Origin of the sequence: Erwinia sp. PPS120, from assembly GCF_047918655.1 — a bacterium.
Lineage (GTDB): Bacteria > Pseudomonadota > Gammaproteobacteria > Enterobacterales > Enterobacteriaceae > Erwinia > Erwinia tasmaniensis_A.
The window spans coordinates 50,054-72,106 of the sequence record NZ_JBLREF010000015.1; the positions used below are offsets into that span (position 1 = coordinate 50,054).

Below are 22,053 nucleotides of genomic sequence, written 5' to 3' on the forward strand. Positions count from 1 at the left end.
TGCAGATCCCGCGGGTGGGCGATGAGGTGGTGATTGACTTTATCAACGGGGATCCGGACAGGCCGATCGTCACGGGCCGGGTGTACAACGAAGCGAGCATGCCGCCGTGGGCGCTGCCGGCGGCGGCGACGCAGATGGGTTTTCTGAGCCGGAGTAAGGATGGCTCGCCAGACAACGCCAACGCCCTGCGCTTCGAGGACAAAGCGGGGGAAGAGCAGGTGTGGATCCAGGCGCAGAAGAATATGGATACCCAGGTGAAGAATGATGAAACCCATTCTGTAGGCGGTAACCAGAGCATCACCGTTCAGAACAAACTGACCAGCATGGTTTGCGGAACCTATGACCAGAGTACGCAGTTTACGCGTAGCGAACTGGTCGGCAGCGACTACGTTATGAAAGCCCAGGGCGGGATAGCGCTGGCATCGGGAAATGGCATCAGCCTGATCTCCGGCGACAGCATGCTGACGCTTAATCCGAACGGCACTATCTCGTTGCAGTGCACTCAGTTTGAGATCAACGCCAGTGGAAAAGGGCAAATCAATACCGGCGGAACCCTGGATCTGAATATTACTCAGCCAGCGAAAACGGAAATTAAGCCCACGCCGTCAGACATCCAGAGTGAAGTGACGAAAAAATTTAATGATAGCGGGAGCAGCACATGAGCGAGCCAGTACATTACAGCCTGTCAGAAGGTACGCTGTTGCTGCCCGAAGCGATTCAGGAACAGAGTGTCACCCTGCTTAAACTGCCGGAATCCCGTGCGACCCTGGTCATAACGCGAGCCTGGGACGTTAAACCTGGTCAGGAGGAAGCGTATCTCAGGCAACAGCTGGCAAAAGTGAAGCGCGATATGAAGAAATTTTTGGCCGAAGAAGCGACAGAAACGCTTTTCGGCGGATTACCCGCTCGCGAAGTGAATATGCGCTTCGAAAACCAGGGCGTACTGGTCATGCAGAAGCTGCTGGTGGTAATGACTGCAACCCATCTGATGGCGCTGACCTTCAGCCGCGCAGCCGGATTTGACCCGGCATCCCTGATCGTCTGGCAAAATATTAAAGAAGGCTTTATTCCAGCCGCAGGCGCGGGGGCGTGATTTATGTCTGATTTAAGCGCGGCCCGGCTTGGCGATCCTTTAGTACACAGCTCTTTACTGGCCGATTTTGCCAGCGGGCTGGTGGAAGGAGCTATATATGGCGGCATTCTTTTTGGCGCAGGTCTGCTTTTCGCCGTCAACCCGGTGGCCGGGATTGCCGTCGGGGCCGCCGCGATGGCAGGTGCGATGGCGCAGGGCTTTCCCGAAAACTTCGGGAATAAAGTGGGTGAGGCGGTAGACGGGCTACTCGATATGCTGGGCATGCGGGGACCGCCGGACGCACTGATTACCAGTGGTTCTGATAACGTCTTTATTAAGGGTAAACCGGCCGCACGTGCAGCAGGCACGGTAAGCCGTGTCTGGCTGGATTCTCCGTCTGCGGGCAGTAAAGATGAGCCGGGTTTCGTGGATATTGCAGTGGCGATGGCCGCCGCGATTGCGTCTGCCGCCAGCCATCCCGGCCTGTCCGCCAGCGCGATGCTGGACAGCGTCAGTCATATCAGTGGCGACGCGGTTAAGCACTGGCTGGGCAATATGTGGAACGAAATGGTGCAGCCCGTAGTGGCCAGCGCCAGTCCGTACGCCACACCCGCGGACAAGGATACCGTTGCCTGTAAGAAAGGGCACCTGGCGGAGAGTAAGAATTTTCTCGCCGAGGGTTCAAAAAAAGTTCTGATTAATGGTCATCCAGCGGCCCGCAATGGAGACCGCAGCACCTGCGAAGCAAAAATTAAAGTCAGTGATAACCCACGCGTGCAAATCGGGGGTGAAAGCGTGGTGGTGCAGGATATCCGCAGCGGTAAAAATATACTGGCGTATTTTATCGGCGGTGTGGTGGGCGGTGTGGTGGGCAAAGCGGGGGCAGAGCTGGTTAAGGCGCTGTTCTCCAGATATATGATCCGCCGCGCCCTGCGCCAAATAGCCTGTACACTTGCCGGGGAGGCGTCCAGTCAGGTTGGAGGGGCAGTGGCGGCAGGTGCGATTGCTGCTGTCGCCATGCAAAGCTCCCACCCGGTAAATTACGCTACGGGTGCAAAGATTCTGGCCGGGCAGGAGGACCTGGATTTTGTGCTGGAAGGTCGTATCCCGCTTTACTGGCAGCGTATCTACCACAGCCGCAATCTGACAATCGGTCTGCTTGGCACAGGCTGGATGCTGCCGTTTGAAACACGACTGATCCGCTTCAGGCATGAAAATGGCTCCATGCAGTTTATCTGGCGTGATATGACTGGTCAGGATTTGGGGCTTGGCGACGTCTCGCCGGGCGATGTGATCCGTTTTGATGAAGAGGGTATCACGCTTTACTGCACGCTGCAGGGCGTCATCATTATGCAGACGGCGCAGGGTGAGTTTCATCTTTACGAGCCAGATCCACAGCGCGAAGGTGAATGGCGTATTGGACGCATTTACGATCGGCATGAAAACGCTCAGCACTTCCACTGGAATGAAGCAGGACAGCTGGACGCCATTACCAGTGATAACGGGGCGCTGGACGTCAGGCTGAGCTATGAGCCGGTAAATGGTCGCCTCGCCGCGATTCATCAGCTGGTGTCAGAGAAGCTGCTGCCGCTGGTACGCTACAGCTATAACCCGCAGGGTCAGCTGGTGGCGGTTTATGACGCCGATGATATTGAAACCCGCCGTTTCAGCTGGGATCGCGCGAGTGATTTGATGGCCTCCCACAGTTATGTCACCGGGCTTACCGTGGTGTATCAGTGGCAGCCTGCAGCCGATCCACGCTACTGGCGGGTATCTGAGTTTCAGGTACTGGATGAAAACGAAAGATGTCTTGAACACTGGCTGATCGACGCGGATGAACAGGATCGCAGTGCGACTGTCACCTGTTTCTCGGGCGGCACCACACATCATCGCTGGGATAAACTCTGCAGGATAACGGACTATACCGACAGCTACGGCGCACACTGGTCCTATCGCTGGGCAGAACAGGGTGAGCTGCTGATGGCGACCTGCGCGCCAGGTAACCGGATCTGGGAGTACGGTTATGATGAGCACGCCAACCTGACGATGGTACGGGATCCGCTGGGCAGAACGACCCTTACTCTGTGGCATCCCTCCTATGCTGTGCCTGTAAAGCAGGTACAGCCAGACGGCGCCACATGGGATTACCAGTATAACGCGCTGGGCGATGTGGTTCAGATAACCGACCCGCTGGGTGGCATCACCCGCTTTTCCTGGAGTGAGCAGGGGGATTTGCTCACCCGTACCGATGCCCTGGAAAACGTTCATCGCTTCTGGTGGAACGAACGGGGTCAGATTGAGCGCGAAGAGGACTGCTCCGGAAACCAGCATTACCGCACCTATGATGATGCCGGCATGCTACACAGCAGCTGTGATGCGGAGGGTAACACCACGCGTTACCGGTGGAGTATGGCCGGGCGACTGCGGTGCCTTATCCGCCCGGACGGTCGTGAGACAGAATATGAGTACGATCGCGCCGGGATGCTGACGGGCGAAAATACAGATGGTTTTTCTGAACGTAAAGTGACCCGCAACGCGCGCGGGCAAATTACCTGTGAAATCGATCCAGCCGGTCATCAGGTGCGTTACCAGTACGACAGATTCGGCCGTCTGATTGTGCTGACGAATCAAAACAATGAGCGCTGGCAGTTTGAATATGACAACGGCCAGCATCTGCTGGCGCAGACGGATTACGCGGGGCGGCGAAAGACATACCGCTACGACGCGCTGGGGCAACTTGCTGAAATTGCGCAGTATCCGCTGACTCCGGATGGCCGGGAGCGGGTGCCGCAGATCCTGCAATTTGAGTACGACGCGGTAAATCGCGTGACGGCCAAAATGACTGAGCAGCACCGCACGGAATATCACTACCGTTCCGGCAGGGTCGAAGTCAGGAAAATGCCGCCTGAGAAATGGCGTCAGGCCCGGGCAGAAGGGACGGAGGTCAGCGATGCGGAGATCCTGCTATTCACCAGCGATGCCGCCGGCAATCTGGTCAGCGAGCAGAACAGCGGTGGGGTGTTTTCGCATGAGTACGACGTGCTCGGCAATCTCATCAGCAGCACGCTACCGGATGGACGTACCCTCGGCTGTTTACGTTATGGTACCGGTCATCTGCTGCAAATGGATCTGACGCATAATGGCAGAAGGTTTGATATTGCTGGCTATCAGCGCGACCGGCTTCACCGTGAAACCGGGCGGACGCAGGGGCCGCTGATCCAGCAGACCGGGTACGATCCGGCAGGACGCATTGTAATGCGGCGCAGCCATTTTGAGGACGGTTCTGGGGCGATATTTGAGCGCCGCTACGGCTGGGATCGACTGGATCAGGTTATCCAGCAGCGGGTGATGGACAGCGGCACACAGCAGAACGGGTGGGCGCAGGCGCAGCAGCGCTGCGGCTATGATGCGGTGGGCCAGATTACGCACAATGTGCGGACCTTCAGGGAAGAGCATTTTCACTGGGATGCGGCGGGTAACCCGACGGACAGACCCGGGCAGACAGTCTGGCAGAACCTGCTCCAGAGGCTGAGAGGAGCACGCTGGCGCTATGATGGTTTTGGGCGACTCATCTGGCGTAAGCCTGCGAATGAGGATGTGGAGCAGTCCTTCAGCTATGACGATGAGGATCGGGTGACTGAAGTGCGCTTCACAGGCCATAAAGCCTACAGCCGCGTTGAATATCGTTACGATCCGCTGGGCCGAAGAACGCAGAAAATCCTTCACCACCATAATAAGGCTGCGGAAACCGTCACTTTTCTGTGGAGCGGGCTGCGGATGGTGGGCGAAAGCAGCAGCGCCGCGCCGGAGCGTGACACGCAGTACCTGTACAGCGAAGGCAGCTGGGAGCCGGTTGCCCGGGTTGATACCCTCGGTGAACAGTCAGATATTTTCTGGTACCACACAGAGCTGAACGGGCTGCCGGAGCGAATGACCAACGATCGTGGCGAAGTGGTGTGGCGCGGGCGCTTCTCGACGTGGGGGATAACGGAGCAGGAAAGCACCACAGGGTATCAGTCAGTGCAGCAGAATCTGCGCTTTCAGGGACAGTATCTGGACCGTGAAACTGGACTACACTACAATCTGTTCCGGTATTACGATCCTGTCGGGGGGCGGTTTACGCAGGTTGACCCTGTGGGGCTGGCGGGGGGATTAAATGAGTATGCTTATGCACCGAACCCGTTAAACTGGGTTGATCCGCTGGGGTTGAGTCGGTGTAGTGTAAATCAGGCACGCCAACGTCAGCATGCCATGCTTAAGAATTCCAATGAAGGATATAATATAAGTCCCAAAGATTGGGATGCATATCCGGCTATTGGTAGAGATGGTACGTTTATTAGTGATAAGCAGGGCGTTATGCAATATTTCTCTCATGCGGGTAATGCAAAAGAAATCACAATAAGCAGAGCAAGAGCCAGGGCTATTGAAAGGGCTATGGGACTTAATAAAGATTCATTATCAGGAGGGTTTAAAGTTCGAAGAATAACTGGCGTCAAGGAACTTGAACCTCGCAGTCCTTTAAGTGGGAATGATTTCTTTAAAGGCCCAGGTCAGCATTTGCCTGGTGGCGCACCTGAGATGGTTATTAACTCCCAGTCAACCACTGATAATTCTATTGTGAATACTATTTTGACGGTTAATGTAGGTAGAGGTTAGCATGTTAAACGCTATGTTAGTGACAATATTGGAGCATAAAAGAATTATAGTCGAATCAAGAGGGAGCGGAAATGATACATCTATATTGTTAAAACTTGGCTTTTTAAAGAAAGGAATTTCTTATCATATTAGTTTTGATAACGAAAGTGAGCAGATATTTTTAATTAAAAAGCTAGCTGAGATAGGGGCGTTATTTTCATATGGCCACGGCTGGGCACCTTCTCAAGTTATGGATTATTTAAAAGAACAAGGGAAAATAGATTTCTCATATAGAGAAATTATGTGGCGTTCTCCTGATAATTACGAAATAATCGAACATTAAATAAAGCCGGAAGCGATCCCCGTGATCCTTCCGGCTTTTATTTTAGCCGCCAGCCTGAGCCAGCAGCGCCAGCGCCTGCTGCCGGGCCTGCTCAATTTCCCGCCGCTGCTGTTCAAGCCGCGCCTGCTCCTGTCGTAACCGCGTCTCTTCGCGGCTGTCGGGGATCAGCAGCAGTGCGACCCCGGAACGCAATACACAATACCTGTACAGTGAGGGAAGCTGGGAACCGCTGGCATGTGTCGACAGCATAGGTGAACAGTCTGATATATTCTGGTATCACACCGAGCTGAACGGCCTGCCGCAGCGCATGACCAACGAATAGGGCGAAGTGGTCTGGCGCGGCAGCTTCCCGACCTGGGGAGAAACGGAGCGGGAAACGTCCACCGGATTTCAGTCGGTACCGCAGAACCTGCGGTTTCAGGGACAGTATCTGGACAGGGACTAATTTGCTTCAGCAAATTTGAACATTGCTTCAGCGATGGCCCCGAAGGGGTGAGGCACCGCAGGTGCCGAATCAACCGGGCTTCACTACAATCTGTTCCGGTATTATGATCCTGTGGCGGGCAGGTTTACCCAGCTTGATCCGATAGGGCTGTTGGGCGGGTTGAACCAGTACAGTTATGCACCAAATCCGCTGAACTGGGTTGATCCGCTGGGGTTGAGTCCTTGTAAACCTATAGAACGGTTGCCTGATGCTGAAGCCGGGCAATACAATTACAGAGGAATACATAAAGGCCATCCTGAATGGGATAATGCTTTGAGAGGGAAAGTGGTTCCAGGCAATATAAATTCTAAGCTCTCAGCAGACGAGCATAATCTTGGTGGTTTCTCTGCAAATAGCCCCTACACTTCTTGGACAGACGATCCAAATATTGCGAGAAGATTCGCAGGTGAAGATGGTGTTATCTTAAGAGTCAAGACAGGTGCACCTAAAGCAGGCGATACTTGGTCATGGGATATATCCATTGATGATTATTATGAAAGAGAAATATTGCTAAAAGGCATTCGAAACAATGATGTGGAGGTGTTCTTACCATGAGGGACTCTAGCGATATATCTTTATTAAAAAAATTCACTCCGAATGAGATAATGAGTGAGGTGTTTTCTTCAGAGATTACTTTTTTTAAGTATTATCAAAGGAATAAATGTGAAGAACTTCGTGAGCTAATAATTCATATTGATAATGCAAATTATTCAGGGTTGTCTATTAATGGTGGTGATTCATCTGTTCGTGTCTTGACAGAATTTAAAGGTGAAACCATTAGTATTCTGGCAGCAAAAAATAGCATTTACTTCTTTAAGTTGTATATAAATGAAGATATTGGTGAGCTTATTTCTTTTATATTAATTAAGCGAAAAAAGCGTACAGAAGAAGAATTACAGTTAATGGCAAAGAAATTAGGAATCAAAGAAATACCACGTGAATGATAAAAATAAACCGGAAGCGATCTTCCTCGATCCTTCCGGCTTTATTTTTAGCCGCCAGCCTGAGCCAGCAAGGCCAGCGCCTGCTGCCGGGCCAGCTCAATCTTCCGCCGCTGTTGCTCAAGCCGCGCCTGTTCCTGCCGTAGCCGGGTCTCTTCGCGGCTGTCGGGGATCAGCACCAGACAGCCGTTCAGCACCTTCAGATTCACGCCGGTGCCCACCTCAAAGCCCACCTCAGCCAGCCATTTACCCGCAATGTTCACCTGCGCCGCAGCGATTTTGCTGACAGAACCGGCCTTGTCTTCGAGCGTCGCTATCACTGGGATCGCCTGGATCAGGTGATGTAGCAAAGGGTGCTGGATGGCGATAGGACACCTGAAGAAGGTGCATGATAAAACCCATCCGGCAGAGCGTAAGGCGAAGCGGCGCAGGTCACGGCCAGGTTAATACCTGACAGCAGTGAAGAGAATGAGTATGATTAAATCATACTTAGCAGGGAGAGAAACCAATGCGAACCACACAACAGATGAGTATTACCTTACCCAATGAAATGGCTGCCCAGATAAAAGCCCGCGTGGCCAGCGGAGAATATGCCTCAGAAAGCGAGGTGATCCGTGAAGGTATGCGTGCGCTGGCAGCCCGCGATCGTGCGGTAGAAAACTGGCTACGGGAAGAAGTTGTACCGGCTGCGGAAAAGCTGAGGGCCAGTCCGGCGAGCGGCATCAGCAGTACAGAACTGCGGGCAACGCTGGCGGCAATGCATAAGGAAAAATAGATCGGTATGGAGCATTATCAGGTCATCTTCGCCCCGGAAGCGGAGGCACAGGTTAAAGCGCTGTGGCGTTATCTTGCCGACGTTGCTGGCGCAGCAACGGCAGCTTCATATACGGATGGTGTGCTCAGCTACTGTGAAAGCCTGAGCCTGTTCCCGCACAGGGGAAACGCCAGAGATGATCTGCTGACGGGGCTGAGGGTGACAAACTACCGCAAACGAACGATCATCGCGTTCCTGGTGGAAGACGGTCAGGTCAGGATCGTGGGCGTCTGGTATGGCGGGCAGAACTATGAAAGCAGCCTGATACCGGATGAAACAGAGTAAAACCCAAAGTGCCGAAAAGTAGCTCAGACCCTGTAAGGGCGGTTGTACCGTGGACGGCAGAGCGCGGCGTCCGTGCCGCGCTCTGCCTTCATCACGTTCAGCATGCGCGGGGGTAAACGGTGTTTCGGCCAGCACCGGGCGGGTCAGCTATGTTGGCAGCAGCAGTAAAAGCTCGAAATTGTTTATTAGCCTGTTGGTGCACCTGAGAGCGAGTTACCGGCGGGCTAAGACCATCACGCTGATCGTGGATAACTATATCATTCATAAAAGCCATGAAACGCAGCGCTGGCTGAAAGCCAACCCGAAGTTCACCGTTATTTATCAACCGGCGTAGTCACCGTGGGTAAACCATATTGAGCGACTCTGGCTGGCATTGCATGAGACGATAACCCGAAACCATCAGTGCCGTTCTATGTGGCAATTACTGAAAAAGGTTCGCCATTTTATGAAAACTGCCAGTCCGTTCCCGAGTAGTCACCACGGTCTCGCAAAAGTGTAGCGGTATTAGGATCAGCTATTTAGTTGAACAGCCGCTGTTGCACTATTACAAAATCGAGCTTTAAGGTGTAGCGATAGATTGTTCATTATAAATACCAAGTAAATATATGATTTATACAAAGAGATAATGTGTGCATATCATAAAACGCTCAAATTCGAATGGTGGAGGTACTTAAATATGCCAGTAACAGTAACTCACCTTCCCGGCAGATGCCGTGGTTGTTCCGACGTAAAGGCTATCCGGTTCAGGATGAAGGCGTTGAAAAACTTTCACCATTACAGTGCGGGCTTATCAATATGTAAGGTCGCTATTCTTTTACGGTACAGAAATTTGTCAGGCATGACTGGCAAGTCCGGACGGAACGGGTACAGACAGCGTGCCAGGAGTTACTGGCGAATCAACATATCAGCATTATCTCGCTTTTCAGAAGTCTGGGGGATGGCCAGACAAAAATGTATTTGATTTTCAAACAGGACGGTAGCGAGCTGGCACCAGAAATTATGCAACAGGCTCCTGGTTGGCTGGAATCATGCGGTATTTTCATTGCCAATACGCCAAAAGCAATTACGTTCAACACATTGGGTGCAGATCAGTATTACGGCCCCTATAGGGTCAGGGATAAGGAACAGCTGCTGACAAATCTGGTAGATCGTCTCAGCAACTGAGCACAAATGCCTGAGTAGGCATAGCCTGGCGCCACAGCTGCCGTAGATCTTTTTTATTATTCGTTCTTAACCAGCCGTCAGACCCGGTTAACTCCGCTCTGTTGCCCGCTATCGCTCAGGGCCAGATGGATCTTGCGATAGTCATAAACGCATCCCGATCCCAACCAGAACTGCGTGATCTGCCCCGTGAGTCTCAGATCAACATGGTCGCGGTGGAAGCGATATCGCGCGATTGCGCTTCAGCTCGCGGCAATTGCAGGAGCTATGCGCTACGCGATTGAGCAGCCAGAGGAGGTGAATATCAGTGAGATCGTGGTGCGCCCCACGCGGGCGCGGGCATAACATCCGCGCCCTCAGCGAGCGGTATGAAACCCTTCACGCCTGAGTGATCAAACCCGCCACCGGCGGGTTTTAATCCGCTTACTGTGCCAGTTTGTCCTGGGTTTTCAGATCGAAATCCGAGGCATCATGACGTTCGTGCAGCTGTTCTGACGGATCGCCGTGGGTGCGGTTAACGATGCGTCCGCGCTGTACCGCTGGACGCTGTGCCACTTCGTCGGCCCAGCGCAGCAGATTTTTATAGGAACCGGTATCCAGGAACTCCGCCGCACCATAAAGCTGTCCCTTCACCAGAGCACCGTACCAAGGCCAGATGGCGATATCGGCGATGGTATATTCCTCGCCCGCAATATATCGGGTTTCGGCCAGCTGGCGATCCAGCACATCGAGCTGGCGCTTCGCTTCCATCGTGAAGCGGTCAATAGCGTATTCAATTTTGACCGGTGCATAGCTGTAGAAATGCCCAAAGCCGCCGCCCAGATAAGGGGCCGAGCCCTGGAGCCAGAACAGCCAGTTCAGAGTCTCGGTGCGGGCGGCCGCGTCCTTCGGCAGGAAGTGACCAAATTTCTCTGCGAGATAGAGCAGAATCGCGCCGGACTCAAATACGCGGGTCGGGGGCAGGGTTGAAACATCCAGCAGCGCCGGGATCTTCGAGTTCGGGTTGATCGCCACAAATCCGGAGGAGAACTGGTCGCCTTCACCAATGCGGATCAGGTGCGCATCATACTCGGCATCGTTAACGTTCAGCGCCAGCAGCTCCTCCAGCAGAATAGTGACCTTCTGACCGTTAGGCGTTCCCAGTGAATAAAGTTGCAGAGGATGCCTGCCGGTGGGCAGCGTAGCTTCACTGCGCGCACCTGCGGTGGGTCGGTTAATACTGCCCCAGGTGCCGCCCGCTTCTTTCTTTTCTGACCAGACTTTGGCTGGTTGATAATCGTTATTGCTCATAACCGAAAGGCCCTTTTTTGTTGAATAAATGAGGCGTTATACGGTTTTTCCCCCTGACATAACGCCGCCGATGGACTAAAACATAGCGTTGTTCCATGCAAAAACCCAGGCGCGGTTGTTACACCGGATGTCAGATATAGCACCGGTACGCGGGCGGCGCTTATCCTGAAAGAGCAATTTTTTTCCGCACAACCAGAGAGTGACATATGGACGAGCATTATCTTGAGGATCTGAAACAGGCCGGTCTGACCCTGACCGACGACGGGCGCGTCTGCTGCTACTGGCAGCCCTCGATGCCTGATTATCACGATAATGAGTGGGGCAGCCCGGTCGTGGATGACCGACGGCTGTTTGAAAAAGTCTGCCTGGAAGGTTTTCACTCCGGGATGTCCTGGCAGCTGATTTATAACAAGCGCGAAAATTTTCGTCGGGCATTTCTCGATTTTGACTTCCATGCCGTGGCGCAGTTTACCGATGAAGAGGTGGCCAGGCTGATGGAAGATCCCGGCATCGTGCGCAATCGCGCTAAAATCCTCTCGACCATTAACAACGCCCGGCGCGCGATTGAGCTGGTGGATGAGGCCGGATCGCTGGCTACCTGGTTCTGGCAGTTTGAGCCCCGCCCGGAGGAACGTCCATTAACGGTCGACCTTGCCTGGTGGAAGAATGCCAAAACCTCCCCGGAATCGGTACGCATGTCGAAAGCGCTTAAAAAGCGCGGCTGGACGTGGGTTGGCCCGGTCACTACCTATTCGCTGATGCAGGCGCTGGGGCTGATTAACGACCATATTGAAGGATGCCAGTGCCGCGATAAATTCAGCGTACAGCGGGAAATGCTGATACGGCCCGGTTAATGGTGTGGTAAACGCATTGTTTATCACTGCCGGATCGGCGAAAATGCCGGCCATTGATGATTAATCGCCTGTGAAGCTGGCCTGGCGCGTTATGCGCGGCAGCAGCACGGCATCCAACCAGAAGAACTTCCATGTCGAATGCACCCTTTATGCAAGAGGTGGCCCGCCGCCGCACTTTTGCCATCATTTCTCACCCGGACGCCGGTAAAACCACCATCACCGAAAAGGTGTTGCTGTTCGGACAGGCGATCCAGACTGCCGGAACGGTGAAAGGCCGGGGTTCCAGCCAGCATGCAAAATCGGACTGGATGGAGATGGAAAAACAGCGCGGCATCTCCATTACCACCTCGGTGATGCAGTTTCCCTACCGTGAATGTCTGGTGAACCTGCTGGATACCCCAGGTCACGAGGACTTCTCGGAAGATACCTACCGCACCCTGACGGCGGTTGACTGCTGCCTGATGGTGATTGACGCCGCGAAAGGCGTTGAGGATCGCACCCGTAAGCTGATGGAAGTCACGCGCCTGCGCGATACGCCGATCCTCACCTTTATGAACAAGCTGGACCGCGATATTCGCGATCCGATGGAGGTGCTGGATGAGGTGGAAAGCGAGCTGAAAATCGCCTGCGCACCCATTACCTGGCCTATCGGCTGCGGTAAGCTGTTTAAAGGCGTGTATCACCTTTATAAAGACGAAACCTATCTCTACCAGTCGGGTAAAGGCCACACCATTCAGGAAGTTCGGGTAGTGAAAGGGCTGGATAACCCGGCGCTGGATGAAGCCATTGGCGAAGATCTGGTGGCTCAGCTGCGGGAAGAGCTGGAGCTGGTGCAGGGTGCTTCGCATGAGTTTGAGAAAGAAGCTTTCCTTGCAGGCAAGCTGACGCCGGTATTCTTTGGTACCGCGCTGGGTAACTTCGGCGTCGACCACATGCTGGACGGACTGGTGGAGTGGGCACCGTCGCCGATGCCACGTGAAACCGATCTGCGCACCGTCACGGCAGTTGATGAGAAATTTACCGGCTTCGTCTTTAAAATTCAGGCCAATATGGACCCGAAACACCGCGACCGCGTGGCCTTTATGCGCGTGGTTTCCGGCAAATATGAGAAGGGCATGAAGCTGCGTCAGGTTCGCCTTGGCAAAGATGTGGTGATTGCCGACGCGCTGACCTTTATGGCCGGTGACCGCTCGCACGTTGAAGAAGCCTTCCCCGGTGACATTATCGGCCTGCATAACCACGGGACGATCCAGATTGGTGACACCTTCACTCAGGGCGAGAACATGAAGTTCACCGGCATTCCGAACTTTGCGCCTGAGCTGTTCCGCCGCATACGCCTGCGCGATCCGCTGAAGCAGAAGCAACTGCTGAAAGGCCTGGTACAGCTGTCGGAAGAGGGGGCGGTTCAGGTCTTTCGTCCGGTCCACAATAACGATTTGATCGTTGGTGCGGTGGGGGTTCTGCAGTTTGACGTGGTTGTCGCCCGTCTGAAGAGCGAATACAACGTTGAAGCAATCTACGAGGCGATTAACGTCTCTACCGCCCGCTGGGTTGAATGCAGCGACGTGAAAAAGTTTGATGAGTTTCAGCGTAAGAACGAAGTTAACCTCGCGCTGGATGGCGGGAATAACCTGACTTATATCGCACCGACCATGGTAAATCTGAATATTACCCAGGAACGCTATCCCGACGTGACGTTCCGTAAAACCCGCGAACACTAAGGTTCGCCTGTGTTTCAATCAGGCGACTCCCGCTAAGCGATGCCAACGGCATCGCTTTTTTTTTTGGCACTTTTTCACCTGTTTTTCTACAGAAGTTACAGACTCATCTTAAAAAATCTCTTTTTTGCGCATTTATCCATCATATCAACCACAAGCGGCGGTGAAATCCTGATTAGCGACTATATTGATTTCAACAGGACGTAAAACATGGCGGCGCGGTTGCTGCAACGTCTTACCACTCAGGCCACGCCGTTTGTGGCTGAAACCTCACAGTTGTGAGTGCAATAATATGAGAAGGAACAAATCGATGAACAAGACTAAGATTACTAAAACCCTGATGGCTGTACTGGTTGGTTCAGCGCTGGTAGGCGGTTCTGCGATGGCTGCAGATACCTCAACCTCTTCTGACAGCACGGGTTCCAAAATCGATAGCTCTATGAACAAAGTCGGTGGATACATGGATGACAGCGGCGTGACTGCTAAGGTGAAAGCCGCACTGGTAGACAACGACGCCATTAAAAGTACGGATATCTCGGTCAAAACGCATCACGGCGTGGTTACGCTGAGTGGTTTTGTCCCGTCGCAGGATCAGGCCGAAGTGGCCGTAGCGGCGGCGAAGAAGGTCGAGGGGGTTAAATCCGTCAGCGATAAACTACACGTTAAAGACAGCACAAAAGCAAGCGTAAGTGGTTATGCCGGTGATGCGGCAACGACCAGCGAAATTAAAGCTAAACTGTTAGCGGACGACATCATTCCGTCACGCCACGTGAAAGTTGTTACCACCAACGGTGTGGTTGAGCTTTCAGGTACGGTGAAAACCCAGGCACAGTCTGAACGTGCTGAAGGTATTGCCAAGGCTATCGACGGTGTGAAAAGCGTTAAGAACGACCTGACTGTTAAATAATACTGGCGGCTCGCCTGCACCAGCAGGCGAGCCAGCAGGATGAAGCTGTAACACTATAAATGCATCATGCCGCGTGCGGCTGGTATGAATAACACAAGCAGTTCGATTTTCAATATAGGGTAAGGAGAGGCTTATGTTTCGTTGGGGTATTATCTTTCTGGTAATCGCGCTCATTGCAGCCGCGTTAGGTTTTGGTGGTCTGGCGGGTACAGCCGCATGGGCAGCTAAAATTGTCTTTGTTGTCGGTATTATTATCTTCCTTATCAGCCTGTTTACTGGCCGCAAGAAGTTATAGACCGCACCACTACAGAGTAGTACGCTTTATCAGAAGACCAGCTCAGGCTGGTCTTTGTCATTTCCTGCGCAAAAAACGTCTGTAGCAAAAACCGCCAAACGGTTAAAACGCACCCCGCGTATCCTGATAAAAAATAATTCTCAGAGGTTCGCAACGTGGGCAAATATATCTCTGTTACACCAGGCAGCATTGAAGCCCTTGCCCTGGCACCTTTTCATCCGGGCAAACTGGCTCTGGTCTGTGAGGGCGGCGGGCAGCGCGGAATTTTTACCGCAGGCGTGCTGGATGAATTCCAGCGTGCGAAGTTTAATCCGTTCGATTTGATGCTGGGCACCTCCGCAGGCGCGCAGAATCTTTCTGCCTATATCTGCGGCCAGCCGGGCTATGCCCGCAGAGTGATTACCCGCTACACCACCAGTAAACTCTTTTTTAACCCGCTGCGCTTCGTGCGCGGTGGGCATCTGATCGATCTTGACTGGCTGGTGGAGACCACCTCGCAGGAGTTTCCGCTGGCGATGGAAGCCGGGGAGAAGATGTTCTCTTCCGGACGTGAATTTTATATGTGCGCCTGCCGCAGCGATGATTATTCACCGGGCTATTTTGCGCCCACCGCTGCTAACTGGCTAAATATCATCAAAGCCTCCAGCGCCATCCCGGGGATGTACCGTCCGGGAGTTGATCTTGAGGGCGTGAGCTATCTTGATGGCGGCATCAGTGATGCGATCCCGGTCCGTGAAGCGGCGCGGCGGGGGGCGGAGACCATAGTAGTGATCCGCACGGTTCCTTCACAAATGACCTATACGCCGCAGTGGCTGAAGCGCGTCGAGCGCTGGCTGAGTGACGGTGCGCTGCAACCGCTGGTGAATATCATGCAGCTGCATGAGGAGAGCTATCGGCAGACGCAGCAGTTTATCATTCACCCTCCGGGTAAGCTGAAGGTGATTGAGATATCCCCGCCACACGCGCTTGCCAGCATGGCGCTGGGCAGCCGCGTGTCGTCGTTGAATCAGGATTACCATCTTGGCCGCCGCTGTGGACGCTATTTCCTGGCGACGGTGGGGCAATGGCTGAAAGAGCGTGATACGCGCCTGAGTCCGACATCGGTGGTGCCTGCTGCGCCTGTCGCCAATCAACCCGATCGTCGGGAGATTATTCTCGATCCTCTGGCAGGAAATGATGCAGATTACGATAACGAGTCGCTGGCTTAGCATTATTCTGCGGGCCGCAGGGTAATTTTTTTAGTGCGGGAGCGCGGGTATGACATCATTTGTTGATACGCACTGTCATTTTGATTTTAGTCCCTTTTGCGGTGATGAAGCCGGAAGCCTTCAACGGGCGACAGAGGCAGGCGTTGAAAAAATCATTGCGGTTGGCGTGTCGGCAGACCGCTTTGCCGGCGTCATCGATCTCGCCGATCGCTATGAGCCTCTTTACGCGGCGCTGGGGATCCATCCGATGGCGATTGGCCGTTTTGAGGAGGCGCATCTGGCTCAGCTTGAGAGCTGGCTGCGGCTGCGCCCAAAGAAGCTGGTGGCGATCGGTGAGATAGGGCTGGATCTCTATATGGAGGATCCGCAGTTTGCGCGTCAGGAGGCGCTGCTGGAGGCGCAGCTGCGGCTGGCAAAACAGTACGATCTGCCGGTTATCCTGCATTCGCGGCGCACGCACGATAAGCTGGCGATGCATTTGAGGCGCATTGATCTTCCCCGTCGCGGTGTGGTTCATGGTTTTGCCGGGAGTGAGCAGCAGGCGCTGGCCTTTATTCGCGCCGGGTACGCCATTGGCGTGGGTGGCACCATGACCTATGCGCGGGCGACAAAGACGCGTAATACTTTTTCCCGCCTGCCGCTTTCATCCCTGGTGCTGGAGACGGATTCTCCCGATATGCCGGTGCAGGGTTTTCAGGGCCAGCCTAACCGGCCGGAGCGGATTAAAAATGTCTGGCAGAGTCTGTGTGAAATTCGTGAGGAGTCTCCAGAGGAGATCGCCGATACCATCCGGGAGAATACCCGCGCGCTGTTTGCGCTTTGAGCATGGGGCGGTGTCTGGCGGGCAATTTCGGCTTTGCCGGAGGACTGTTCCAGCGTGCGCCGGTGAGTTGTATGGGCTGTCATAGCTGCGGTGTCGGTGGACAATCCCAGCGTTTGCCGGTTAGTTGTTTGGGCTGCCATCGCTGTGGTCCCGGTGGATAATCCCAGCGGTTGCCGGGCGTCACAGCTACACGCGTTGCGTGGTGCCTTTGGCTCCGACTCCGGGCCGGACGGCCCGGTCGCGAGCGGGCGTCCTGCCCGCCGCTCCCTGAGTGCAGTATCCCTGCTGCCCTCGCCTGGCCTTCCGTCTGCGCCGCAGCGCTGAGCGGAGCGAAGGAACCGCGCCACGCGCGGCGCGAGGACCGCCAGGCACCGGCCCCCACCCGCAGGCGACCACACGGGCCTGTGCAGCACCGGGTCCCACCCGCAGACGATGCCCCCCAGACCTAAGCCGCACCGGGCCCTTTAGCATTAAGCAACAATAAATGTTATAATTATAACATTATGCGCAACCCCCTAAACCAGGAAGGACAATATCGTTCGCCATGCCCCATATGAGTTAATCACAGGGTTTTATATGTGATATCAGTCACGCATAATATAGAATAAATGCAATGGCATTTTCATGGGTGTGAATTGCATCACGGAAAATACGCCTCTGTAAGTGTTATTATTTTAACATAAAGACCTGCGGGTTTCTCTCTGGAGACAAACATGACTGACGTAACTTCTGCTGCCGTTCGCGCACTGAAACTGATGGACCTCACTACCCTGAATGATGATGACACCGATGAGAAAGTGGTTGCGCTCTGTCATCAGGCCAAATCCCCTGCGGGAAACACGGCGGCTATCTGCATCTATCCACGCTTTATTCCCATTGCACGCAAAACGCTGCGCGAACAGGGCACGCCGGATATCCGCATCGCCACCGTGACTAATTTTCCACACGGCAATGATGATATCGAAATTGCGCTGGCAGAAACCCATGCGGCGATTGCTTACGGCGCTGATGAGGTCGATGTGGTATTCCCTTACCGCGCACTGATGGCGGGTAACGAAGAGACCGGTTTTCAACTGGTAAGCGCCTGCAAAGAGGCCTGTGCCGACGCTGATGTGCTGCTGAAAGTCATTATCGAAACCGGCGAGCTGAAAGATGCCGCGCTGATCCGCAAAGCTTCTGAAATCGCCATTGATGCCGGTGCTGATTTCATTAAAACGTCTACCGGGAAAGTACCGGTCAACGCCACTCCTGAAGTCGCTGAAATCATGATGCGTGTGATTGCCGATAAAGGCGTTAAGCATAAGGTGGGTTTTAAACCAGCCGGCGGCGTTCGTACTGCCGACGATGCTGCCATCTATCTCAAGCTGGCCGATGATATTCTTGGTAGCGACTGGGCTACCCCACGTCACTTCCGCTTTGGCGCTTCAAGCCTGCTGGCCAGCCTGTTGAAAGCCGCAGGCTATGACAGCACTGCGCCTCAGTCAGGATACTAAGTCGGGCATTCGTCAGTATCCCGGTCTGACCGGGGATCGCGGGCTATGTCCGCACCCGGTCAGATCAGAAATCGCGGGCCGGATAGCATACTGGCGAGGCGGTTAGTGTACTCAAATCGATATATTCACCCGTGGGCCGCAGCGTGTCGGCCCGGATAGTAATGCTCACATTCTCAGCTGGCGCGACTCCCCGCCCGGCTGCTTAACATCAGGGGGCAACGTGTTCCTGCCACAAGAAATCATCCGCAAAAAAAGAGACGGCCAGACGCTGAGTGAAGAGGAAATTCGTTTCTTTATCAACGGCGTTCGTGACAATTCCGTCTCTGAAGGGCAAATCGCCGCGCTGGCGATGACAATCTATTTTCATGACATGACGCTGCCCGAACGCGTGGCGCTGACCATGGCGATGCGTGATTCCGGCTCGGTACTCAACTGGCAGGCGCTAAACCTCAACGGACCGGTGGTGGACAAGCATTCCACGGGGGGAGTAGGGGATGTGACCTCGCTGATGCTGGGGCCAATGGTCGCCGCCTGCGGTGGCTATGTGCCCATGATCTCGGGGCGTGGACTGGGCCATACCGGCGGGACGCTGGATAAGCTGGAAGCCATTCCCGGCTTTGATATCTTCCCCGAGGATGAGGCTTTTCGCCGGATGATTAAAGAGGTGGGCGTGGCGATCATCGGTCAGACCCACTCACTTGCGCCAGCTGATAAGCGCTTCTACGCCACGCGGGACATCACCGCTACGGTAGACTCCATTCCGCTTATTACCGCGTCGATTCTGGCGAAAAAGCTGGCCGAAGGGCTGGATGCGCTGGTTATGGACGTTAAGGTAGGGTCCGGTGCCTTTATGCCGACTTTTGAACTCTCTGAACAGCTGGCACAGTCGATCGTTGGTGTGGCAAACGGCGCGGGCTGTAAAACCACCGCGCTGCTGACCGATATGAATCAGGTGCTGGCGTCCAGCGCCGGTAACGCGCTGGAAGTGCGCGAGGCGGTGCAGTTCCTGACCGGCGACTATCGCAATCCACGCCTGCTGGAGGTGACGATGGCGCTGAGTGCGGAAATGCTGGTATCAGGTGGGCTGGCCGCAGACGTTGATGAGGCGACCCGTAAGCTCCAGGCCGTGCTGGATAATGGCCGCGCGGCAGAGGTGTTCTCCCGCATGGTAACGGCGCAGAAAGGGCCAGCCGATTTCATTGAGAACATAGATAACTATCTGCCCGCACCGATGCTCAGTAAAGCGATATATGCCGATAGCGCCGGGGTTATCAGCGCAGTGGATACCCGCGCGCTGGGTATGACAGTGGTAGCAATGGGCGGCGGACGGCGTCGCGCCAGCGACAGCATAGATTACAGCGTCGGCCTGAGTGAGGTTGCCCCTCTGGGGGCCGCCGTTGACAGCCAGCAGCCGCTGGCAGTGATCCACGCCAGCAGCGAAGCCAGCTGGCAGGAAGCGGCGGCGGCGGTTAAAGCGGCCATTACGCTCAGTGAGACGTCCCCGGCAGAAACGCCAGTTATCTATCGCAGAATTAGCGGATAAGCGTCATACTACTCTGATCGATAAAATTTAAGCTAAGCGCCTAACAGACGCAGGAGGCCAGGATGAAACGTGCATTTATCATGGTGCTGGATTCCTTTGGGATCGGCTCCAGCAAAGACGCCCATAAATATGGCGACGAAGGCTCTGATACCCTCGGACATATTGCCGAGGCCTGTTTTAACGGGAAAGCTGACAAGGGCAGAAAAGGCCCGCTGCACTTACCGAATCTGACCGCGCTTGGCCTGGGCAAAGCGGCGGAAGGGTCTACCGGCCGGTTCCCGCTGGGGCTGGATAAAGACGCTGAGATAACCGGTGCCTGGGCCTGGGCCAGTGAGCTCTCCTCCGGTAAGGACACGCCGTCGGGCCACTGGGAAATTGCCGGGGTGCCGGTGCTGTTTGACTGGGGCTACTTCTCCGATAAAGAGAACAGTTTTCCGCAGGCGTTATTAGACCAGCTGGTTGAGAAAGCCGATCTGCCGGGCTACCTGGGCAACTGTCACTCCTCCGGTACGGTTATTCTCGACCAGCTCGGCGAAGAGCATATGAAAACCGGTAAGCCAATTTTTTACACGTCGGCAGACTCGGTATTTCAGATTGCCTGCCATGAAGAAACCTTTGGGCTGGAGCGCCTCTACAAGCTGTGCGAAATCGCCCGTGAGGCGCTGACCGAAGGCGGGTATAACATCGGCCGCGTCATCGCCCGTCCGTTTACCGGCGACAAGGCAGGCAACTTCCAGCGCACCGGTAACCGACACGATCTCGCCGTTGAACCACCGGCACCGACAATCCTGAAAAAGCTGGTTGAAGAGCAGAACGGTCAGGTGATCTCGGTGGGTAAAATTGCCGACATTTACGCCCACGTTGGCATTACCAAAAAGGTCAAGGCAACCGGTCTGGATGCGCTGTTTGACGCCACGATTGAAGAAATGAAAATCGCGCCGGACAACAGTATTGTGTTTACCAACTTCGTGGACTTCGACTCCACCTGGGGACATCGTCGCGACGTACCGGGCTACGCCGGTGGGCTGGAGCTGTTCGACCGCCGGCTGCCGGAGCTGATGGCGCTGGTGCAGGAAGGTGACATTCTGATCCTCACCGCCGACCACGGCTGCGATCCTACCTGGGAAGGCACGGAACATACCCGCGAGCATATTCCGGTGCTACTCTACGGACCCGGTGTAAAACCCGGTTCGCTGGGATATCGTGACACCTTTGCCGATATCGGGCAAACCGTAGCACGCTATTTTGGCCTTTCCGATATGGAATATGGCAAAAGCATGCTGTAAAGCGACATATAACTGGCCGGCGCTGACGTCGGCAAGATGAATAGTGAAAATAAGGATAAAAGATGGCAACGCCTCATATTAATGCTGAAATGGGCGACTTCGCTGATGTGGTTCTGATGCCAGGCGATCCGCTGCGTGCAAAACACATTGCGGAAACCTTTTTGCAGGACGCAGTGGAAGTGAACAACGTACGCGGCATGCTGGGCTACACCGGCACCTATAAAGGACGCAAAATTTCGGTAATGGGCCACGGTATGGGGATCCCATCCTGCTCAATTTATGCCAAGGAGCTGATCACCGAGTTCGGCGTGAAAAAAATTATTCGCGTTGGATCCTGCGGTGCGGTGCGCGCCGATGTGAAACTGCGTGACGTGGTTATCGGTATGGGCGCGTCAACCGACTCCAAAGTGAACCGTATGCGCTTTAAGGATCACGACTTCGCGGCCATTGCTGATTTCGACATGGTGCGTAATGCCGTCGATGCGGCAAAGGCGCTGGGCGTGGATGCGCGGGTGGGAAATATCTTCTCAGCCGATCTGTTCTATACCCCCGACCCACAGATGTTCGACGTAATGGAGAAGTACGGCATCCTGGGCGTGGAGATGGAAGCGGCCGGGATCTACGGCGTGGCAGCGGAGTTCGGTGCTAAGGCGCTGGCTATCTGTACCGTTTCTGACCATATCCGTACGCACGAACAGACTACGGCAGAAGAGCGCCAGACCACCTTCAGCGAAATGATCGAAATCGCGCTGGAGTCGGTGCTGCTGGGCGATAAAGCCTGATAACCCCTTACCAGCCGCCAGTCTGATACATTCGCTGGCGGCGCATTGCGTCGCCCGGCCGTCGCTTTTGCGTCTGCCGGGCATTATTCAGCATGAAGGCCCGTCTCCAGCGTTGTTAA

General features: G+C 54.5%; 20 protein-coding genes and 2 pseudogenes. 19 read left to right on the forward strand and 3 right to left on the reverse strand.

Annotated elements, in window-relative coordinates:
- From ACLRGG_RS10115 to ACLRGG_RS10130, 4 genes are all read left to right on the forward strand, one after another.
- Nucleotides 1-662, forward strand: a 662-nt coding sequence (locus ACLRGG_RS10115; protein ID WP_416249652.1) for a bacteriophage T4 gp5 trimerization domain-containing protein, incomplete at its 5' end; no start/stop codon positions are given.
- A complete protein-coding gene (locus ACLRGG_RS10120) occupies nt 659-1,093 on the forward strand; it encodes a DcrB-related protein (protein WP_416249653.1) in 435 nt (144 codons plus the stop codon). The genes ACLRGG_RS10115 and ACLRGG_RS10120, both read left to right, overlap by 4 nt.
- Before the next feature lie 3 nt (nt 1,094-1,096).
- Nucleotides 1,097-5,728: an RHS repeat-associated core domain-containing protein gene (locus tag ACLRGG_RS10125; protein WP_416249654.1), complete on the forward strand. Its 4,632-nt coding sequence runs from the start codon at nt 1,097-1,099 to the stop codon at nt 5,726-5,728.
- 1 nt (nt 5,729) lies between these two features.
- Nucleotides 5,730-6,050 (forward strand): hypothetical protein, encoded by a 321-nt coding sequence (locus ACLRGG_RS10130; RefSeq protein ID WP_416249655.1) that lies wholly within the window; start codon nt 5,730-5,732, stop codon nt 6,048-6,050.
- A 42-nt stretch (nt 6,051-6,092) separates the two neighbouring features.
- On the opposite strand, the gene ACLRGG_RS10135 is transcribed toward ACLRGG_RS10130, so the two are convergent.
- Nucleotides 6,093-6,242 (reverse strand): hypothetical protein, encoded by a 150-nt coding sequence (locus ACLRGG_RS10135; RefSeq protein WP_416249656.1) that lies wholly within the window; start codon nt 6,240-6,242, stop codon nt 6,093-6,095.
- 325 nt (nt 6,243-6,567) lie between these two features.
- On the opposite strand from ACLRGG_RS10135, the pseudogene ACLRGG_RS10140 reads away from it, so the two are divergent.
- Together ACLRGG_RS10140 and ACLRGG_RS10145 are read left to right on the forward strand one after the other, a co-directional pair.
- Nucleotides 6,568-6,726 (forward strand): annotated as a pseudogene (locus ACLRGG_RS10140) (RHS repeat-associated core domain-containing protein); the annotation flags it as partial.
- Nucleotides 6,727-7,085: 359 nt separating this feature from the next.
- Nucleotides 7,086-7,478, forward strand: coding sequence for a hypothetical protein (locus tag ACLRGG_RS10145; RefSeq protein ID WP_416249657.1), 393 nt, complete (start codon nt 7,086-7,088; stop codon nt 7,476-7,478).
- A gap of 47 nt (nt 7,479-7,525) precedes the next feature.
- Here ACLRGG_RS10145 and ACLRGG_RS10150 read toward each other — a convergent pair whose 3' ends face one another.
- The gene (locus ACLRGG_RS10150; protein WP_416249658.1) at nt 7,526-7,795 is read right to left on the reverse strand and encodes a SymE family type I addiction module toxin; all 270 of its coding nucleotides are present in this window, start codon (nt 7,793-7,795) and stop codon (nt 7,526-7,528) included.
- Nucleotides 7,796-7,983: 188 nt separating this feature from the next.
- On the opposite strand from ACLRGG_RS10150, the gene ACLRGG_RS10155 reads away from it, so the two are divergent.
- From ACLRGG_RS10155 to ACLRGG_RS10165, 3 genes and pseudogenes are all read left to right on the forward strand, one after another.
- Complete coding sequence (locus ACLRGG_RS10155) at nt 7,984-8,250, forward strand: type II toxin-antitoxin system ParD family antitoxin (RefSeq protein WP_416249659.1); 267 nt, start codon at nt 7,984-7,986, stop codon at nt 8,248-8,250.
- A 6-nt stretch (nt 8,251-8,256) separates the two neighbouring features.
- Complete coding sequence (locus tag ACLRGG_RS10160) at nt 8,257-8,574, forward strand: type II toxin-antitoxin system RelE/ParE family toxin (protein ID WP_416249660.1); 318 nt, start codon at nt 8,257-8,259, stop codon at nt 8,572-8,574.
- 49 nt (nt 8,575-8,623) lie between these two features.
- Nucleotides 8,624-9,073, forward strand: a pseudogene (locus ACLRGG_RS10165) (IS630 family transposase).
- Nucleotides 9,074-10,158: 1,085 nt separating this feature from the next.
- Here ACLRGG_RS10165 and yghU read toward each other — a convergent pair.
- A complete protein-coding gene (yghU, locus tag ACLRGG_RS10170) occupies nt 10,159-11,025 on the reverse strand; it encodes a glutathione-dependent disulfide-bond oxidoreductase (RefSeq protein ID WP_416249661.1) in 867 nt (288 codons plus the stop codon).
- A 206-nt stretch (nt 11,026-11,231) separates the two neighbouring features.
- On the opposite strand from yghU, the gene ACLRGG_RS10175 reads away from it, so the two are divergent.
- The 10 genes from ACLRGG_RS10175 (at nt 11,232) to deoD (ending at nt 21,934) form a co-directional block, all read left to right on the forward strand.
- Nucleotides 11,232-11,879, forward strand: coding sequence for a DNA-3-methyladenine glycosylase I (locus tag ACLRGG_RS10175; protein ID WP_416249662.1), 648 nt, complete (start codon nt 11,232-11,234; stop codon nt 11,877-11,879).
- A 131-nt stretch (nt 11,880-12,010) separates the two neighbouring features.
- Nucleotides 12,011-13,600, forward strand: a complete 1,590-nt coding sequence (gene prfC, locus ACLRGG_RS10180) for a peptide chain release factor 3 (RefSeq protein ID WP_416249663.1) — start codon at nt 12,011-12,013, stop codon at nt 13,598-13,600.
- A 307-nt stretch (nt 13,601-13,907) separates the two neighbouring features.
- On the forward strand, nt 13,908-14,504 hold the full coding sequence (gene osmY / locus ACLRGG_RS10185) for a molecular chaperone OsmY (RefSeq protein ID WP_067706851.1): 597 nt from the start codon (nt 13,908-13,910) through the stop codon (nt 14,502-14,504).
- A 133-nt stretch (nt 14,505-14,637) separates the two neighbouring features.
- A complete protein-coding gene (locus ACLRGG_RS10190; protein ID WP_071995405.1) occupies nt 14,638-14,799 on the forward strand; it encodes a DUF1328 domain-containing protein in 162 nt (53 codons plus the stop codon).
- A 155-nt stretch (nt 14,800-14,954) separates the two neighbouring features.
- The gene (locus ACLRGG_RS10195; protein ID WP_416249664.1) at nt 14,955-16,007 is read left to right on the forward strand and encodes a patatin-like phospholipase family protein; all 1,053 of its coding nucleotides are present in this window, start codon (nt 14,955-14,957) and stop codon (nt 16,005-16,007) included.
- Nucleotides 16,008-16,056: 49 nt separating this feature from the next.
- The gene (locus ACLRGG_RS10200) at nt 16,057-16,830 is read left to right on the forward strand and encodes a TatD family hydrolase (protein WP_416249665.1); all 774 of its coding nucleotides are present in this window, start codon (nt 16,057-16,059) and stop codon (nt 16,828-16,830) included.
- A 713-nt stretch (nt 16,831-17,543) separates the two neighbouring features.
- Entirely contained in the window at nt 17,544-18,323 is a 780-nt protein-coding gene (gene deoC, locus ACLRGG_RS10205; protein ID WP_416249666.1) for a deoxyribose-phosphate aldolase, read from the forward strand.
- A 220-nt stretch (nt 18,324-18,543) separates the two neighbouring features.
- On the forward strand, nt 18,544-19,866 hold the full coding sequence (gene deoA / locus ACLRGG_RS10210) for a thymidine phosphorylase (protein ID WP_416249667.1): 1,323 nt from the start codon (nt 18,544-18,546) through the stop codon (nt 19,864-19,866).
- Nucleotides 19,867-19,928: 62 nt separating this feature from the next.
- On the forward strand, nt 19,929-21,152 hold the full coding sequence (gene deoB, locus ACLRGG_RS10215; protein WP_416249668.1) for a phosphopentomutase: 1,224 nt from the start codon (nt 19,929-19,931) through the stop codon (nt 21,150-21,152).
- 62 nt (nt 21,153-21,214) lie between these two features.
- Nucleotides 21,215-21,934 carry a purine-nucleoside phosphorylase gene (deoD, locus tag ACLRGG_RS10220; protein WP_416249669.1) on the forward strand — a complete coding sequence of 240 codons (720 nt, stop codon included), beginning with the start codon at nt 21,215-21,217 and terminating at the stop codon, nt 21,932-21,934.
- Nucleotides 21,935-22,053 lie beyond the last annotated feature (119 nt).